General features: G+C 74.3%; 19 protein-coding genes. 6 read left to right on the forward strand and 13 right to left on the reverse strand.

Annotation, left to right across the window (positions count from 1 at the left end; translation table 11 throughout):
• Window positions 1–43 precede the first annotated feature (43 nt).
• A complete protein-coding gene (locus ACGFXC_RS21190) occupies window positions 44–919 on the forward strand; it encodes an IclR family transcriptional regulator (protein WP_393714941.1) in 876 nt (291 codons plus the stop codon).
• 87 nt (window positions 920–1,006) lie between these two features.
• On the opposite strand, the gene ACGFXC_RS21195 is transcribed toward ACGFXC_RS21190, so the two are convergent.
• The 6 genes from ACGFXC_RS21195 to ACGFXC_RS21220 all read right to left on the reverse strand — a co-directional run bounded on the left by ACGFXC_RS21195 (window position 1,007) and on the right by ACGFXC_RS21220 (window position 6,437).
• On the reverse strand, window positions 1,007–2,098 hold the full coding sequence (locus tag ACGFXC_RS21195) for a 2Fe-2S iron-sulfur cluster-binding protein (protein WP_393714943.1): 1,092 nt from the start codon (window positions 2,096–2,098) through the stop codon (window positions 1,007–1,009).
• A complete protein-coding gene (locus ACGFXC_RS21200; protein WP_393714945.1) occupies window positions 2,095–2,484 on the reverse strand; it encodes a hypothetical protein in 390 nt (129 codons plus the stop codon). The genes ACGFXC_RS21195 and ACGFXC_RS21200 overlap by 4 nt, the downstream gene beginning before the upstream one ends.
• Entirely contained in the window at window positions 2,481–3,623 is a 1,143-nt protein-coding gene (locus ACGFXC_RS21205) for a Rieske 2Fe-2S domain-containing protein (protein WP_393714947.1), read from the reverse strand. The genes ACGFXC_RS21200 and ACGFXC_RS21205 overlap by 4 nt, the downstream gene beginning before the upstream one ends.
• Before the next feature lie 83 nt (window positions 3,624–3,706).
• The gene (gene dmpG / locus ACGFXC_RS21210; RefSeq protein ID WP_393714949.1) at window positions 3,707–4,738 is read right to left on the reverse strand and encodes a 4-hydroxy-2-oxovalerate aldolase; all 1,032 of its coding nucleotides are present in this window, start codon (window positions 4,736–4,738) and stop codon (window positions 3,707–3,709) included.
• A complete protein-coding gene (locus ACGFXC_RS21215; RefSeq protein WP_393714951.1) occupies window positions 4,735–5,631 on the reverse strand; it encodes an acetaldehyde dehydrogenase (acetylating) in 897 nt (298 codons plus the stop codon). Before ACGFXC_RS21215 ends, dmpG begins: the two co-directional genes overlap by 4 nt.
• Before the next feature lie 17 nt (window positions 5,632–5,648).
• Entirely contained in the window at window positions 5,649–6,437 is a 789-nt protein-coding gene (locus ACGFXC_RS21220) for a 2-keto-4-pentenoate hydratase (RefSeq protein WP_393714953.1), read from the reverse strand.
• Between the two features lie 263 nt (window positions 6,438–6,700).
• Between ACGFXC_RS21220 and ACGFXC_RS21225 the strand changes: the two genes are divergently transcribed.
• Window positions 6,701–7,147 carry a spore-associated protein A gene (locus ACGFXC_RS21225; protein WP_393714955.1) on the forward strand — a complete coding sequence of 149 codons (447 nt, stop codon included), beginning with the start codon at window positions 6,701–6,703 and terminating at the stop codon, window positions 7,145–7,147.
• Complete coding sequence (locus ACGFXC_RS21230) at window positions 7,144–7,557, forward strand: spore-associated protein A (protein WP_393714957.1); 414 nt, start codon at window positions 7,144–7,146, stop codon at window positions 7,555–7,557. The genes ACGFXC_RS21225 and ACGFXC_RS21230 overlap by 4 nt, the downstream gene beginning before the upstream one ends.
• A gap of 36 nt (window positions 7,558–7,593) precedes the next feature.
• On the opposite strand, the gene ACGFXC_RS21235 is transcribed toward ACGFXC_RS21230, so the two are convergent.
• From ACGFXC_RS21235 to ACGFXC_RS21250, 4 genes are all read right to left on the reverse strand, one after another.
• Window positions 7,594–7,854 (reverse strand): DUF397 domain-containing protein, encoded by a 261-nt coding sequence (locus ACGFXC_RS21235; RefSeq protein ID WP_393714959.1) that lies wholly within the window; start codon window positions 7,852–7,854, stop codon window positions 7,594–7,596.
• A complete protein-coding gene (locus ACGFXC_RS21240) occupies window positions 7,814–8,662 on the reverse strand; it encodes a Scr1 family TA system antitoxin-like transcriptional regulator (RefSeq protein ID WP_393714961.1) in 849 nt (282 codons plus the stop codon). Before ACGFXC_RS21240 ends, ACGFXC_RS21235 begins: the two co-directional genes overlap by 41 nt.
• Before the next feature lie 128 nt (window positions 8,663–8,790).
• Window positions 8,791–9,450, reverse strand: a complete 660-nt coding sequence (locus ACGFXC_RS21245; RefSeq protein ID WP_393714963.1) for a DUF4360 domain-containing protein — start codon at window positions 9,448–9,450, stop codon at window positions 8,791–8,793.
• Window positions 9,451–9,485: 35 nt separating this feature from the next.
• Entirely contained in the window at window positions 9,486–10,139 is a 654-nt protein-coding gene (locus tag ACGFXC_RS21250; protein ID WP_393714965.1) for a DUF4360 domain-containing protein, read from the reverse strand.
• A 464-nt stretch (window positions 10,140–10,603) separates the two neighbouring features.
• Between ACGFXC_RS21250 and ACGFXC_RS21255 the strand changes: the two genes are divergently transcribed.
• Window positions 10,604–11,134 carry a DUF1062 domain-containing protein gene (locus ACGFXC_RS21255; protein ID WP_393714967.1) on the forward strand — a complete coding sequence of 177 codons (531 nt, stop codon included), beginning with the start codon at window positions 10,604–10,606 and terminating at the stop codon, window positions 11,132–11,134.
• Window positions 11,135–11,213: 79 nt separating this feature from the next.
• Here the strand turns inward: ACGFXC_RS21255 and ACGFXC_RS21260 are convergent, their stop codons facing one another.
• The gene (locus ACGFXC_RS21260) at window positions 11,214–11,375 is read right to left on the reverse strand and encodes a hypothetical protein (protein ID WP_393714969.1); all 162 of its coding nucleotides are present in this window, start codon (window positions 11,373–11,375) and stop codon (window positions 11,214–11,216) included.
• Window positions 11,376–11,514: 139 nt separating this feature from the next.
• Here ACGFXC_RS21260 and ACGFXC_RS21265 point away from each other — a divergent pair, with 139 nt between their 5' ends.
• Window positions 11,515–12,768, forward strand: a complete 1,254-nt coding sequence (locus ACGFXC_RS21265) for a hypothetical protein (protein ID WP_393714971.1) — start codon at window positions 11,515–11,517, stop codon at window positions 12,766–12,768.
• 120 nt (window positions 12,769–12,888) lie between these two features.
• Window positions 12,889–14,178, forward strand: a complete 1,290-nt coding sequence (locus ACGFXC_RS21270) for an NAD(P)/FAD-dependent oxidoreductase (RefSeq protein ID WP_393714973.1) — start codon at window positions 12,889–12,891, stop codon at window positions 14,176–14,178.
• Here the strand turns inward: ACGFXC_RS21270 and ACGFXC_RS21275 are convergent.
• Together ACGFXC_RS21275 and ACGFXC_RS21280 are read right to left on the reverse strand one after the other, a co-directional pair.
• Window positions 14,175–15,086 (reverse strand): SDR family oxidoreductase, encoded by a 912-nt coding sequence (locus tag ACGFXC_RS21275; protein WP_393714975.1) that lies wholly within the window; start codon window positions 15,084–15,086, stop codon window positions 14,175–14,177. The genes ACGFXC_RS21270 and ACGFXC_RS21275 overlap by 4 nt on opposite strands.
• A 1-nt stretch (window position 15,087) precedes the next feature.
• Entirely contained in the window at window positions 15,088–15,852 is a 765-nt protein-coding gene (locus tag ACGFXC_RS21280; protein WP_393714977.1) for an SDR family oxidoreductase, read from the reverse strand.
• Window positions 15,853–15,905 lie beyond the last annotated feature (53 nt).

Below are 15,905 nucleotides of genomic sequence, written 5' to 3' on the forward strand. Positions count from 1 at the left end.
GGGTCCTTCCCTGCGGCCGAGGGGCCGTGTCAGGGTGCGGGCCATGGAGACAGAGCTGTCACCGCAGGCACCCCAGGCACCCCCGTCGCTGCTGGAGAAGGCCGCGAGCGTGCTGGGCGCCTTCGAGGGCCCGGACCCCCGCCTCTCCCTCACGGAGGTCGTGCGCCGCTCCGGGATCCCCCGCTCGTCCGCCCACCGCATCCTCGACCAGCTGGTACGGCTGCGCTGGCTTGACCGCGAGGGCCGGGACTACCGCATGGGCATGCGGATGCTGGAGCTGGGCGCGCTCGCCGCGCACCACAACCGGCTGCGCCGGGCCGCGCTGCCGCTGCTGCACGACCTGCACGAGCGGACCGGGCAGCTGGTGCACCTGTCGGTGCTGGACGGCACGGAGGTGGTGTGCCTGGAGCGGATCGGCGGCTCGGAGGCCACGGCCGTGCCCTCCCGGGTCGGCGGCCGGATGCCCGCGTACTCCACGGCCGCGGGCAAGGCGATCCTCGCCTTCAGCGGGCCGGACTCCGTCGAGCGGGTCCTCGCGCAGGGGCTGCGCCCGCGCACCGCCCGGACCCTGGTGCGGCCGCTCGCACTGCGCGCGGAGCTGGCGGCCACCCGCGAGCGCGGGATCGCCTTCGACCGGGAGGAGAGCTTCCGGGGCATCTCGTGCGTGGCGGCGCCGCTGCGGGGCGCCGGGCGGGCGGTGGCGGCCGTGTCCCTGTCGGCGGTCCGCGGCGGCGAACGGGAACTGGTGCGCCTCGCTCCCCCGGTGGCGGCGTGCGCGCGGGCCGTGTGGCGGGAGCTGTACGGGGCCGGGCGGGCCGGCCGGCCCGCCGCCGCGCCCCCGCCGGACCTCGAACCGGCGGTCTCGGAACGGGCCATGGACAACATGTTGGGCTGGCTGCGGTTCAGCGAGTGGATGTAGCGGGTAGTCATATCCCGCGCACGAGAAGGGCTCCGGACCCGACCCCTCGCCAGGGGGCCGGACCCGGAGCCCTTCTCGTGCCCGGTCTCACGCGTAGCCGATGCGCACCCGGTCGCTCAGCGGCAGCGCCTGACAGGCCAGGACGTAGCCCTCGGCCAGGTCGGCGCCGTCCAGCACCTCGTTGCGGACCATCGTGACCTCCCCCTCCAGGACCCGGCAGCAGCAGGCCGCGCAGGCACCCTCGCGGCAGGAGTACGGGGCCTCGACGCCCGCCGCGAGCAACACGTCCAGCAGCGGGGTCCGCCGGTCCCAGGGCAGCAGGTGCGCCCGCCCGTCCAGCTCCGCCTCGACGAGGGCCGGGGCGGCGGCCGGGCCGGGACCGGCGGGGCCGTCCGGGGGCGGGGCGGCGGCGGGGGCGAAGACGTCGGCGGCGAGGGAGAAGTAGCGCTCGCGGTGGATCCGCGCGGCCGGCGCCCCGGCCGCGCGCAGCGCCTCGGCGGCGGCATCCATCAGCGGGCCGGGCCCGCACAGCCAGGCCTCGCGCCCGGCGTAGGGGGCCAGCAGCGGGCCGAGCCGCCCGGCGGTCGGCAGGCCCTGGAGCTCCTCCAGCCAGTGGACGACGCCGAACCGGCCGGGGTGTTCACCGGCCAGCCGGCGCAGCTCCTCGGCAAAGATCACCGAGCCGGAGTCGCGGTTGGCGTACAGCAGGGTGATCCGGCCCCGCCCGGCCGCCAGCGCCGACTTGGCGAGGGAGAGCACGGGGGTGATCCCGCTGCCGCCCGCCAGCAGCAGCAGGTCGGCGTCGAGGCCGCCGGGGCCCGGGGTGAAGGTGCCCGCGGGCGCCAGCACCTCCAGTTCGTCGCCCGGGGCCACGGTGTCGCAGACCCAGCCGGAGCCGGTTCCGCCGGGGACCCGTTTGACGGTGATGCGCATCGGCTCGCCGGTGTGCGGGGAGCTGGCGAGCGAGTAGCAGCGGGCGGCCCCGCCGGGGATCCGCAGGGTGAGGAACTGGCCGGGGGCGTAGGGGAGTTCCGGGTCCAGGACGAGGGAGACGGCGTCCGGGGTCTCCTGGATCCGCGCGGTGACGCGGACCAGCAGCCTGCCGGGGGCTCCGCCCGGGGCGGCGGACTCCGCGGGACGGGCCGTCGTACGGGCCGGGGCCGGGCGTTCGGCCGTCACCGCTCATCCCCCGCGGCACCGGGGCCGGACGCGAACCCGCCGGGGCCGGACCCGTCCGGCGCGGAACCGGAAGGCCCGGAACCGGCCGGCCCGGAACCGGCCGGCCCGGGTTCGTACCGCCGGGGTCCGCCGGGGCCGGGCTCCGGCGGGCCCGGCTCCTGGCGGCGGGTTTCGCGCAGACGGCCCTCGCGGACGGCCGCCTCGACGGCCTCGCCGAGCCGCGGGCAGCCGCGGACCCGGCCGCCGGGCCGCCCGGCGGCCACCGCGGCGCCCACGTGCGGGCAGAGCACGGCGGCGTCACCGGTCCACTGGACCTGGATGTGCGCGGGGCCGAACTTCTCGCACAGCACCCGGTTGCCGCACGCCCCGCACACCACGGCCGTCATCCGGCGGCCCGGCGGGCCAGGTTCGCCTCGACCTCCGCCCGCCAGGCGGCGGTGGCGCGGGTGGTGTCGATCTCGAACTCGAAGCGGTTCACCATCTCCGCGCGGACGTCGGCGGCGTCCACGTAGAACTGCTCGTACCAGCGGCGGAGCTGGTAGACGGGACCGTCCTCCTCGGTGAGCAGCGGGTTGTCGATCCGGGTCTTGTTCTTCCAGATCTCCACGTCCTGCTCGAAGCCGACGGCGAGGCCCTCGGAGGTGAGGCGGGCGGCGTCGGCGGCCTGCTCGTCGCTCATGCCGGGCAGCTTCTTGACCATCGCCCCGTACATCAGGACGAAGCTGTTCGCGTCGACCGGGTAGTGGCAGTTGATGAGGACGGACTCCATCTCCACTCCCCCGCCGACGTCGCTCCACAGCCGGTCGATCATGTACGAGGGGCCGTAGTAGGAGGCGTCGGAGCGCAGGCCGCCGCCGGTGGACAGGGTGCCGAGGTCGACGTCGCCGCGCGGGGTGGACTCCATGTACTGGGTGGCGACGTGCCCGTCGAAGACGTTCGTGAAGCGGTGCGGGAAGGCGTAGTGCACGTAGTAGAAGTGCGCCATGTCCACGACGTTGTCGACGATCTCGCGGCAGTTGGCGTTCTCGACGCGCAGCGAGTTCCAGCTCCACGCGCTCCAGTCGTCCTCGCCGAAGCCCTCGATGGCGGGGATGGTGACGCCGGCGGGCGGCGGGTTGCCCTCGGGGTCGTGCCAGACGTAGAGCTGGCCGTTGCGTTCCAGGGTGGTCCAGGCGCGGGTGCGGGCGCGCGGCGGGACCCGGCGGGCGTAGGGGACCTCGGCGCAGCGGCCGTCGCCGGACCAGCGCCAGTCGTGGAAGGGGCAGGCGACGGTGTCGCCCTTGACGGTGCCGTGGGCGAGGTTGCCGCCCATGTGGGGGCAGTAGGCGTTCAGGACGTGCAGGGCGCCGTCACCGGCTCCCCGGAAGACCACGAGCCGGGTGCCGAAGGCCTCCACCTCGTGGGGCCGGCCGCCCGCGAAGTCGGCGGCGAGGCCGAGGCAGTGCCAGCCGCGGGCGAACCGGTCCGGTACGGCGGCCGCTTCGATGACGCGGGGACCGTCCTCGGCCGGAGTCGTTGGGGTCATGGGGGTGGCCCTCCACTTCGTTGGGGGTGCGCGGGCGGAAAGGGGAGCGGGCGGAGAGGCGAGCGGGCGGACGGGACCGGCGGCTAGCGTCCGGCGGCGGCCGCGAGTTCGAGCGCGATGTCGATGAGCTGGTCCTCCTGGCCGCCGACCAGGCGGCGTTCGCCCGCGCGCAGCAGGATCTCCGGGCCGGAGACGCCGTAGCGGTCGGCCTGGCGGTAGGCGTGCACGAGGAAGCTGGAGTAGACGCCCGCGTGGCCCATCAGCAGCGCCATGCGGTCGAGGCGGCACTCGTCGTCCATGACGGGCCGCACCACGTCCTCGGCGGCGTCGATGATCTTGAGGACGTCGATGCCGGTGCGGATGCCCATCTTGCGGCAGACGGCGGCGAAGGCCTCGACGGGCGTGTTGCCCGCCCCGGCGCCGAGGCGGCGGGTGGAACCGTCGATCTGGAGGGCCCCGGCGCGGACGGCGGCGACGGAGTTGCCGACGCCGAGCCCGAGGTTCTCGTGCCCGTGGAAACCGACCTGGGCGTCGTCGCCCAGTTCGGCGACCAGCGCGGCGACCCGGTCGGTGACCTGGTCCATCACCATGGCCCCGGCCGAGTCGACGACGTACACGCACTGGCAGCCGGCGTCGGCCATGATCCGGCCCTGCCGGGCGAGCGCCTCGGGGCTGGTGGAGTGGGCCATCATCAGGAAGCCGACCGTCTCCAGGCCGATCTCGCGGGCGAGGCCGAAGTGCTGCACGGAGATGTCGGCCTCGGTGCAGTGGGTGGCGATCCGGCAGATGGCGCCGCCGCCCGCCTGGGCGGCGCGGATGTCGTCCATGACGCCGAGGCCGGGCAGCATCAGGAAGGCGATCTTCGCCCGGCGGGCCGTCTCGGCGGCGACCTTGACGAGGTCCTGCTCCGGGGTGGTGGAGAAGCCGTAGTTGAAGGAGGAGCCGCCGAGTCCGTCGCCGTGGGTGACCTCGATGACGGGGACGCCCGCGCCGTCGAGGGCGGCGACCACCGACCGGACGTCCTCGGCGGTGAAGCGGTGGCGCACGGCGTGCGAGCCGTCGCGCAGGGAGGAGTCGGTGATCCGGATGTCGAGGGTGTCGGAGTACGTCTTCACAGCTGGAGGCCCTTCGCGAACTCCTCGCCGACCTTGGTGGCGGCGGCGGTCATGATGTCGAGGTTCCCGGCGTAGGGCGGCAGGTAGTCGCCCGCGCCCTCCACCTCCAGGAAGACCGCGACCCGGGCGTGCCCGCCGGTCGCGGGGGACGGGTCGTCGAACTGCGGCTCGGCGCGCAGCCGGTAGCCGGGCACGTACGTGGCGACGTCGCCGACGACGCGTTTGACGGAGGCGGTCACGGCCTCGCGGTCGGCGTCCTCGGGGATCGCGCAGAAGACGGTGTCGCGCATGATGACGGGCGGGTCCGCCGGGTTGAGGATGATGATCGCCTTGCCGCGGGCGGCGCCGCCGATCTCCTCGATGCCCCGGGCGGTGGTACGGGTGAACTCGTCGATGTTGGCGCGGGTGCCGGGCCCGGCCGACACCGAGGCGACGGAGGCGACGATCTCCGCGTAGGCGACGGGCACCACCCGCGAGACGGCGTACACGATCGGGATGGTGGCCTGGCCGCCACAGGTGATCATGTTGACGTTGGGCCGGTCCAGGTGCGCGGTCAGGTTCGCGGGCGGGACCACGGCGGGCCCGACGGCGGCGGGGGTCAGGTCGACGGCCTTGATGCCGAGCTCGGCGTAGCGCGGGGCGTTGGCCCGGTGCACGCCGGCGGAGGTGGCCTCGAAGACCAGGTCGGGCAGTTCGCCGCGCGAGGCGAGCAGCGGGCCGACGCCCGCGTCACCGGTCTCCAGCCCGGCCCGCCGGGCCCGGGCCAGGCCCTCGCTGGCGGGGTCGACGCCGATCATCCAGCGGGGCTCGATGTGCGGGGAGCGGAGCAGCTTGTGGAGCAGGTCGGTGCCGATGTTGCCGGAGCCGACGATCGCTGCGGTGGCTTTCTTCATGCGGGTACTCACTCCGGTCAGAGGAAGGAGAGGGACACGGCGCCCAGGCCGGTGAACTCGGCGGTGTAGGTGCGTCCGGGGCTCACGTCCACGGCGCGGGTGCAGGAGCCGGGCAGGACGAGGTGCCCCTTGCGCAGCGGTACGCCGAAGCGGGCGACGGTCCGCGCCAGCCAGGCGACGGCGGTGGCCGGGTCGCCGAGGACGGCGTCGGAGCGCCCGGCGGCCAGGACGGTGTCGCCGCCGTCGCCGAGGCGGGCTTCGATGCCCTTGAGGTCCAGCTCGCGGGGGTCGCGGCCGGGGCCGATGACGTATCCGGCGGAGGAGGCGTTGTCGGCGATGGTGTCGGCGATGCCGATCCGCCAGTCCGCGATGCGGCTGTCGATCAGCTCCAGGGCGGGCACGACGCGCTCGGTGGCGGCGAGCACGTCGGCCTCGGTACAGCCCTCCCCCGGCAGGTCGGCGCCGAGGACGAAGCCGACCTCGACCTCGATGCGGGGCGCGCAGTACGCGGCCACCGGGACCGGGGTGTCCTCGCGCAGCTCCATGTGGTCGAGGAGGTGCCCGTAGTCGGGCTCGTCGACGCCCATCATGGCCTGCATGACGGGCGAGGACAGCCCGACCTTGTGCCCGGTGACGCGGGCGCCGTCCTCGGCAACCCGGCGGCGGATGTTGAGGAGCTGGATCTCGTACGCGTCCTCGGCGTCGATCCCCGCGAACAGCTCGGCCAGCGGCCGTACGGGGGTCCGTCCGCGCTCCGCCGTGCGCAGCAGCGCGGCGGCCTCGCGCCGGAGCCGGTCGTTCAGCATGGGGCCTCCCGGCTGCGGTGGTGTGTGGTGCGGCAGACGGTAGGCGGGCGGCGGCGGTGGGCGGGAGGGCGCGCTCCCGCTCAGCGGGAAACAGCGGACGGCGGGCAGCGCCGCGCGGATGTCCACCGGAATCCGCCCCGCCACCACCGCGTCCCGGTCAATTCCGGCGGCGCGGGCGGACCGCCCTTGCGGCCGGCGGTGCCACGTGAGGCAATCGCCCCGATTCCACCGACTCCACCGACTCCCGACGAAGGAGCACGAGCGTGAGTTCTCGGATACGCGTGTCACGGCACGGAGCGTTGCGGCGGGGAGCGACGGCCGTGGCCGCCGCCGGGCTCGCCCTGGCCGGGGCGGCCGTCGTGGGCGCCGCGCCCGCGCAGGCCGCCGCCGCCGTCTGCGAGGGGACCAAGGTCGACACCCTGACCTTCGCGACGGGCTACACCTACCTCTACTACAGCTCCGCCACGGGCCGGAACTGCGCCTACACCGTCCCCAAGAGCGGCAGCGGGACCCCGCAGCTGATGTTCGTCGGGCTGACCCGCGCGAGCGACAACGTGGGCTCGTACCAGAGCGGCGACTTCAAGTACTACGCCGGCCCCGTCTACCTGGACGCCCGGGGCACCTGCGTGCAGTTCAACGGGCAGGTCGGCTCGTGGTCGGGCAACTCCGGCTGGGGCCACTGCGGCAGCCTGGCCGCGGGCGCGCGGTGAGCGCGGCCCGACGGCGCCGCGCCGCCTCGGTGGCGGGGGCGCTCGCGCTGACCGCCGCCGCCACCCTCGCGGCCACGGGCACGGCCCACGCGGCCGGATACAACGGCAAGTGCGGCGCGGGGTACCGGCTCGTCGAGTCCGCCGACCTCGGGTCGGTGGGCACGGTCCACCTCACGTGGAACGCCTCGACGGGCAAGAACTGTGTGGTCACCGTGCGCAACAGCCCCGGCCCGGCCGTCTGGATGGAGGCGTGGGTGACCCGCCTGGTCACGGGGGGCGGCGGCATCGACAACGGCGACTACACCTCGTACGCGGGCCCGGTGTACATCGACGGCCGCAACACCTGCATCGCCTTCGGCGGCGCGATCGGCTCCGTGAGCGTCACGCGCGGCCCCGGCCACTGCAACTGAGCCAACGTGAGGGGGCGTCATGCGCCCCCTCACCTCCTACAAGGCCCCGACGAAGGCGGCAAAGGCGTCCCGCCCGACGGTGAAAACGGGCCCGCCGGGCACCTTGGAATCCCGCACGGCGACCCCACAGGCTTGCGCGGCCACCTCGACACAGTCCCCGCCGGTTCCGCCGCTGTAGCTGGCCTTCACCCAGGTCGCGTCACCCAGCGGGACGCACTCGACGCAGTCACCGCCGCTGCTTCCGCTGTACGACGACTTACGCCACCGCGCGCCCGTCCGGTTCTGGATGCTTCCCATAGCGTTCCTCCATCACACGAGCGATCAGCGTCGCCGACCGTGCTGGCGACAGCGCCTCTGCCTGGAGGAGAGCGTATCCGACCGAACGTTCCCTGATCACTTGCGGATTGGCCGTCATGTGGCCCGAGTCGTAGCTCTCGCAGTAGTGGAGATCTGGATCGTCGTCGAACCGCAGGAGGTTGAACGAGCCCATCATTCCCGCGTGCTGACCGACCGCGAACGGCAACACCTGAATGTTGAGCCAGGGGCGGTCACGAAGCCCCAGCAAGTGGGCGAGCTGCTTCCGCATGACCTCACGACCACCGATCTCGCGGTGCAGGACCGCCTCGTCCAGCACCACCCACAGGACGGGCGGCGTACCGCGTGTCAGGATGCGCTGCCGCTCCATCCTGGCCGCCACCATGGTGTCGACCCTGTCCGCGTGGTCCACGCGGATCACGGCGCGAGCATATTCGGGGGTCTGCAACAGCCCGTAGACGATTTGGCACTGGTACGTGGAAAGGTACGCGGCCTTGGCCTCCATCTCCGCGTACTCCTGGAACCACACCGGCAGCTGGCTGCGGAGCACCAGCCCCACCAGCCGGCTGAACGTGCCACCGGTATTCAACGCCGCGTCGATCCGTTCCGAGAACTCCCGGGTCGGGACCTTCCGCGCGTTCTCGATCTGCCCGATCAGGGACCCCGTGCAGAAGACGATGCCGCCCAGGCCGGACTGCGTCAGCTTCGCGTCCTCCCGCAGGCAGCGCAGCTCGGCGCCGTAGTAGTCCAGCGGCGAGGCGCTGGGATCGAGGTCGCGGATGTTGACCACGGGCGGGTCACCCCCAGTTCGTTCGGCCTGTAGCCGAGCGTAACCAAGCCGCCGCGCTCCGGTACCGGGAACCGGGAAAAGAGGGGCGGGGCCGGTCGCACGTCGGCCCCGCCCCCGCGCCGGAGCGGCTACGCCCTGGGCGGCGTGGGGCAGGTCGCCCAGGCGAGGTGGTACAGGGTGTTCACGCTGGCGTCGGTGGAGTCCATCGCCATGAAGCTGGTCGCGTTCGGGCTGGACGTGGCGCCGCTGACGCGGAGTTCGGTGTTGATGTTGAAGTTGCGCTTCTCGCCGCACGGGGCCCAGACGAGGTCCGCGTACTCGGTCTTGTCGGAGGTCTGCCAGTTGTCGTCCAGCGGCCCGTTGAAGGTGTGGGTGCGCTGGGCGGTCTGCGGCATGCCCTGGAAGTAGTAGCTGGCCCGCTCCACGCCGGACGCGCCGGGCTGGAGGTAGGCGAAGCCGCGGTAGTCGGCCTGGACGATCGCGTACGTGAACCCGTTCGGCACGTGGACGCGCAGGTTGAGCTGGCAGTTCTTGCGGAAGCCGGTCGGCGGGGCGCCGGGGCCGACCTGGGCCGCGTACTCGCTGTAGGTGACGGTGAAGGCGGTGTTGTCGGGGGCGACCGCGACCTGGGCGGTGCCCTCGCGGCAGCCGGAGCCGTTCACGGTGGCGAGCTCGATGACGATCTTGTCCGGCGGGACGGTGATGGACGCCTGGGCCGGGGTCGCGGTGACCGTCAGGGCGGCGGCCGCGCCGCCGACGAGCAGGGTGCGGAACAGGGAATGAGACATCGATGTCACTCCTTCTGCGTGCGCGCGGTCCACGGTCAGGCGGCGGAGGGGCATTCCTTCCACTCGAAGTGGTACACGGTGCTGACGCTGCCGTCCGTCGAGTCCATGCTCATGAAGCTGAGGGTCTGGGGGCTGGACGTGCCGCCGTAGACCCGCAGTTCGGTGTTGACGTTGAGGTTCCGCTCCTCGCCGCAGGGGGCCCAGACGAGGTCGTTGTAGGCGGTCTGGTCACTGGCCTGCCAGTTGTCGGAGAACGGGCCGTTGACCTGGTGGGTGATGCGGGTGGTCTGGGAGGCGCCCTGGAAGTAGTACCCGGCGCGTTCCTGGGCGTAGGCGCCGCGCTGGAGGTGGGCGAAGCCGCGGTAGTCGGCGCGGGCGATGGCGTACGTGTACCCCTGGGGGACGTGGACGCGCAGGGCGAGCTGGCAGTTCTTGCGGAAGTCGGTGCCGCCGGAGCCGGCGCCGGTCTGGGCGAGGTAGGTGCTGTAGGTGACGGTGAAGGCGGTGTTGTCGGAGGCGGCGGCGACCTCGGTGGTGCCCTGGGGGCAGCCGGAGCCGTTGGCGCCGACGACCTCGACGGTGACGCGGCCGGGCGGCACCGAGGGGGTGTCCGCCTGGGCGGGGGCGGGAGCGGCGACGGCCGCCAGGGCGATGGCGGCGGCCCCGAAGGCGAGTCTGCGCAACAGCATGTCCAGGTACTCCGTCCGTCGGAAACGGGGTGGCTTTGGGCATGGACATGCCACCACAGGCGGCGGGGGCCGGGAGGGGCGCGTACCGGACAAGCGCTCCGGTTGCGGGGCGGTCGCGCGCCCCCTGGCCGGAATCCGCGAATCCGCAACCCCCCGCGCCCCCGTCCCACCAGGCGCGCTCCGCCGCCCCCCGGGCGGCGGGGCGGCCCCGGCCGGACGCAGGATGTCCCGAACCGCCGGTCCCGCCGGAGCGGGCCCGGGCGAAAACCGGTGGAACGCGGGCGCGGTGGCCGCCTACCGTGCTGGCGGACCACATCGCCCAGGCAAGGACGGCCCGTTGTACACCGTGTGAGACCCCCCGACTGCTGACTCGCCGCGCGCCGCGCCCGTTCGCGCCGCGCCGCTTCCCGCTGCGGATTTCTCACTGGAACCGGTGTCCTCCTGTGCTCAACAACTGGGTCGTCATGCCCACATGCCTGCCGCTCGTCCGGCGCCGCTGCCACACGTGCGCGGCCGGCCGCTTCCGGGCCGACGGAAAATTCCGTCTCAACGCGCACCACAAGCTCATCGACGTCTGGCTCCTGGTGCTCTGCACCGGGTGCGGGCGGACGGCGAAGCTCACGGTCCTGGAGCGGGTCAACGTGCGCTCCGTACCGCCCCGGCTGCTGGAGCGGCTGCACGACAACGACCTCGCCCTGGCGGCCGAGCTGCTGCGCGATCCGCTCCTGCTCCGGCGCAACCACGTCGCCCTCGACTGGGACGGCGCCTGGCGCCTGGACACCGGCGGCTCCGGCCGTCCGGCGCTCCACGAGGCCTTCGACGTGTCGGTGCGCTTCGCGGCGCCGGTCCCCGTCCGGCCGCTGCGACTGATCGCCGAAGGCTGCGGTCTGTCGCGGAACGGGGCCGCGCGGTTGCTCACGGAGGGGAGGCTCGTATCGGCGGTCCGGCTGGACGGCCGGCTCTCCGGCGACTTCACCTTCACCCTCAAGCGCTGAGCCCTGCCCGCGGCCGGGGGCCGGGGCGGCGCGGTGCGCCGTCCGGGCCCCCGGACCGGGGCGACTTCGACGACAGCCCCTAGCGGGGGTACCAGACGGCTCCGGCGGCGGCCCCGCAGACGGTGGTGATCAGGGTGACCAGCCGGTAGGGGACGTGCTGGACGGTCAGGTGCAGTCCGCGGAGGCGGATCTCCAGAAACGGGCGGTTCTCGTCGTCCCTCGTGCGTAGGGTGCGCGGCATGACGTGGTTCTCCTTCTCCCGGGGGCCCGGTGGCGGCCCGTGGGAGCAAGAGAACGTCCCGGGCGTCCTGTTGGCGACGCCGCAAGCCCGTATTGCGTGACGGCCCGCAACTTGCGGGCCTCGCAAGAGGAGAACGTGCATGTCGGAGCAGTCCCTGTCCGTGCGCGGCGGCCGGCCGCAGCAGCTGAGCGCGCTGGGCGCGCTCAACACCGAGGAGGCCGCGTTCGCGCGGCACCTGCGCGATCTGCGCGAGGACCTCGGCATGTCCTCGTCGGACATCGTGAAGTGGCTCAGGGAGAACGAGCCCGCCGCCGCGGTGGACGCCAGCCGTCTCTCCCGCTTCCTGAGCGGCGCGAACCTGCCGCGGCCGGAGCTGCTGCCCGCCCTGCACCGGCTGCTCGCCGGTGCGGGGCGGGCCGTGGAGCCGGACAGGGTCGCCGAGGGGTGGAGCCTGCTGTACGCGGCCGCCCGCACCAAGGGGCCGCTGGTCGCGCGCGAGTACAAGGAGGCGGTGTCGGGGATCGCCCTGGAGGAGGAGCGCGTACGGACGGCGCACGAACTGGCCGGGCTGCGCGAGCAGATCGACCGGGAACGGGAGCACGGCGAACGGATCCGGGAGAGCCTCGACGAGGCCTTCGAGCAGCGCGCCACCACCCACGAGCAGGTGGCGGAGCTGGAGGGGGAGCTGGGCGGCGTCACGCGCCGGATCGAGGAGCTGGAGGACCTGGTGCGCCAGCACGAGGCGGTGCTGCGCCTGCTCCGGGCGGACATCGACCGCGTCCGGGACGCCCGCCGGCAGACCGCCGAGGAGCTGGAGGCGTGGCGCGGGCCCGGAGCGGCCACCCCCTGGACGGACGAGCCCATGAGCGTGGCCCGGGCCGTCGCGGCGTTCCGCGACGAGGGGGAGGACCGGCAGGCCGACCGGCTGCTCGCGCTGGCCGCGAGGGACCTGCCCGTCCCCTTCCTCCCGGACCTCTACGCCGCTTTCCAGGAGCTGGGCCGTCCGCTCGAACCCACCCGGCTGAACCGCAGCATCGCCACGCAGCGCAGGGCCAAGGACCTCATCGAGCTCACCGCGTCGGCACGGGTCACCCCGTCGCACAGCCCGGACGGGCCGCTCGAAGTGCCCGCCCTGTGGCCGGACCGGGTGCTGGTCGAGGCGGGCCGCGGGGCGGCCCCCCGGGAGCTGGTCCTGCTGTCCAGGCTGCTCAAGGAGACCGGGCGGCCCGGCGAGAAGCGGCACCTGGTGGAGGGGCTGAAGTACCGCGTCAAGGACCGGGCCGAGCTCGCCGCGACGGCCGAGTTCCAGGACCTGATCACCGCGGAAGCACCCGCGGAGGGCGCGTCGGGGCCGGAGGAGGAGGAGTCCAGGCGCCGCTGGTTCCGCACCTGAGGGGGCCTCCCGGCGCCCCCGCCCTTGACAACTCTTCATGCACCTGACACCAGTGGCAGCCGTACCGCCCACCGCGTCACCCCCACGCACGCCCGCCACGGCCCAAGGGAGCGTCAGCGCATGACCGAGCCGCAGAGCACGGAACAGGACCCCTGCGACTACGACGTCGTCATCAGCGGAGCGGGCCTCGCGGGCTGCGCCGCGGCGATCCTGCTGGCCCGGCGCGGCGCCCGCGTCGCCCTGCTGGAGCGCCGCTCGGACCCGGCGGCGTACAAGCGGCTCTGCACCCACTCCCTGACGGCCAACGCCTACCCGGTGCTGGACGAACTGGGGCTCGTCCCGGCGCTGGAGGAGGCGGGGGCCGTCCGCAACGAGGCCCGCTGGTACACCCGCTGGGGCTGGATCGTGCCCCGGGCCGCGCCGGGCGGTCCCGGGCTGCCGTACGCGTACAACGTGCGGCGCAGCGTCCTCGACCCGCTGATCCGCTCCCGCGCGGCCGCGACCCCCGGGGTCGAGCTGCTCCCGGGCCACCGGGTGACCGCGCTGGTCCGGGAGGCCGGGCGGACGGCGGGGGTGCGCGCGTCGACGCCGCGGGGCGAGCGCGAGATCCGGGCCCGGCTGGTGGTCGGGGCCGACGGCAGGGAATCGGCCGTGGCGGCCGCCGCCCCGGTGCGCGGGCGGAGCCACGAGAACGGGCGGTTCGGCTACCTCGCGCACTTCCGCGGCCTCCCCCTGCCGGGCGGGCTCGGCCAGACGTGGTTCCTCGAACCCGACATGGCGTACGCGTTCCCGAACGACGACGGGGTGACGGTCCTCGCGGTGCTGCCGGACAAGAAGCGGCTGCCGGCCTTCCGGGCGGACCTGGAGGGCAGCTTCCTCGCCTTCGTCCGCGCCCTGCCCGACGCGCCGCCCGTGGACTCCGCCGAGCGCGTCTCGAAGATCACCGGCACGGTCGACTACCCGCTGCGCAGCCGCGTCGCGGCCGCGCCGGGCCTCGCCCTCATCGGTGACGCCGCCCTGACCGGCGATCCCCTGTGGGGGGTGGGCTGCGGGTGGGCGCTCCAGTCCGCGCACTGGCTGGCCGAGGAGGCCGGCCCGGCCCTGGCCGGCCGGGGCGGCCTCGACCGGTCGCTCGCGCGGTACGCGCGCAGGCACCGGCGGCGGCTCGCCGGTCACCAGTGGCTGGCCGCCGACTTCGCCCGCTCCCGTCCCTTCAACCCGCTGGAGCGGCTGATGTTCTCGGCGGCGGCCCGCGACGAGGCGCTGGCGCGGCACATGCACCTGTTCGCGTCGCGCCTCATCGGTCCGCTGCGCTTCCTGAGCCCGGCGGCCGTGGCGAGGGCCTCGCGCGTCAACCTCCGCCACCGCGCGGCTGCCCGGGCCGGGCGCGGCACGAAAGGGGCGGCCTAGGCCTGGGCCCCGTACACCGCGCCCGGGGGCCGGGAGGCGGCCAGGAGCTTCGCCGCCGCTTCGCCCGCCTCCGCCGGGGTCCAGCGGGCGGCACGGTCGGTGGTGGGGCCGGGGTGCCAGCCCTCCATGACCGTGATGCGGCCGCCCTCCGCCTCGAAGACCCGGCCGGTGACCCCGGCCGCGGCGTCCGAGCCGAGCCAGACCACCAGCGGGGAGACGTTCTCCGGGGCCATGGCGTCGAAGGCGCCGGGGGCGGGGGCCGCCATGGACTCGGCGAAGGCCTGCTCCGTCATGCGGGTGCGGGCCGCCGGGGCGATGGCGTTGACCTGGACCCCGTAGCGGCCCATCTCGGCCGCCGCGACCAGGGTCAGGCCGAGGATGCCCGCCTTGGCGGCGCTGTAGTTGCCCTGGCCGACGGAGCCGAGCAGGCCCGCGCCCGAGGAGGTGTTGACCACCCGGGCGGCGACCGGCCGGCCGGCCTTCGCCTCGGCCCGCCACCAGGCCGCGGCGTGCTTGAGCGGCAGGAAGTGGCCCTTGAGGTGGACCCGCATCACCGCGTCCCAGTCGTCCTCGTCGAGGTTGACGAGCATCCGGTCGCGCAGGAACCCGGCGTTGTTGACGAGGGTGTCGAGGCGGCCGAAGGCCGCGAGGGCGCACTCCACCAGGGAGGCCGCGCCCGCGGCCGTCGCGATGTCCCCGCCGTGTGCCACCGCCTCGCCGCCCGCCGCCCGGATCTCCTCGACGACCCGGGCCGCCGGGCCGTCCGGTCCGGGCAGTCCGTCCAGGCCCACGCCCAGGTCGTTGACGACGATCCGGGCCCCCTCCGCCGCGAAGGCCAGCGCGTGCGCCCGGCCCAGGCCGCGTCCCGCGCCCGTCACGACGACCACTCGTCCGTCTGCAATGCCCATGTCAGTTCTCCTTGTTGACGTTCGCCGCGTCGAGGAAGGCGGGCCGTTCCCCGCCCCCGTGCACCAGCAGGGCCGCCCCGCTGATGTAGGCCGCCCGCCCGGAGGCGAGGAAGACGGCCGCCTCCCCCACGTCGGAGGGCTCGGCCAGCCGGCCCAGGGGGACGGTCCGGCCGACGGCGGCGAGGCCGGCCTCGTCGCCGTAGTGCAGGTGCGCGAGTTCGGTCCGCACCATGCCGAGCACCAGCGAGTTGACCCGTACCTCGGGGGCCCACTCCACGGCCATGGAGCGGGCCAGGTTCTCCAGCCCCGCCTTGGCCGCGCCGTAGGCGGCGGTGCCGGGTGAGGGGCGGGTGCCGCTGACGCTGCCGATCATCACCACCGAGCCCCGGCTCTCGCGCAGCCACGGGTACGCGGCGAGCGAGGCGGTCATCGGCGCGATCAGGTTCAGCGCGAGGACCCGGGCGTGCCGCTCGGCCCCGCCCTCGCCGAGCAGCCGGTACGGGGTGCCGCCCGCGTTGTTCACCAGGCAGTCCAGGCGTCCGTGGCGGGCGCCGACCTCGTCGAAGAAGGCCTCCACGGCGGCGGCATCCCGCAGGTCGACGGGGACGAAGGCGGCCTCGCGCCCCCCTTCGGCCACCGGCCGCTGCGGTGGCCGGCGGGCGCAGACCACGACGTCGGCGCCCGCCGCCAGGAACGCCCGCGCGATCCCGGCGCCGACGCCCCGGGTTCCGCCGGTGACGACGATGACCCTCCCCTTGAGCTCCATCGGCTGCTACCTTCCTCACCTAACAAATGTTTGGTGGAAAGGTAGCTGATCCG

It is taken from the genome of Streptomyces sp. NPDC048507 (genome assembly GCF_043199995.1).
Classification (GTDB): Bacteria; Actinomycetota; Actinomycetes; order Streptomycetales; family Streptomycetaceae; genus Streptomyces.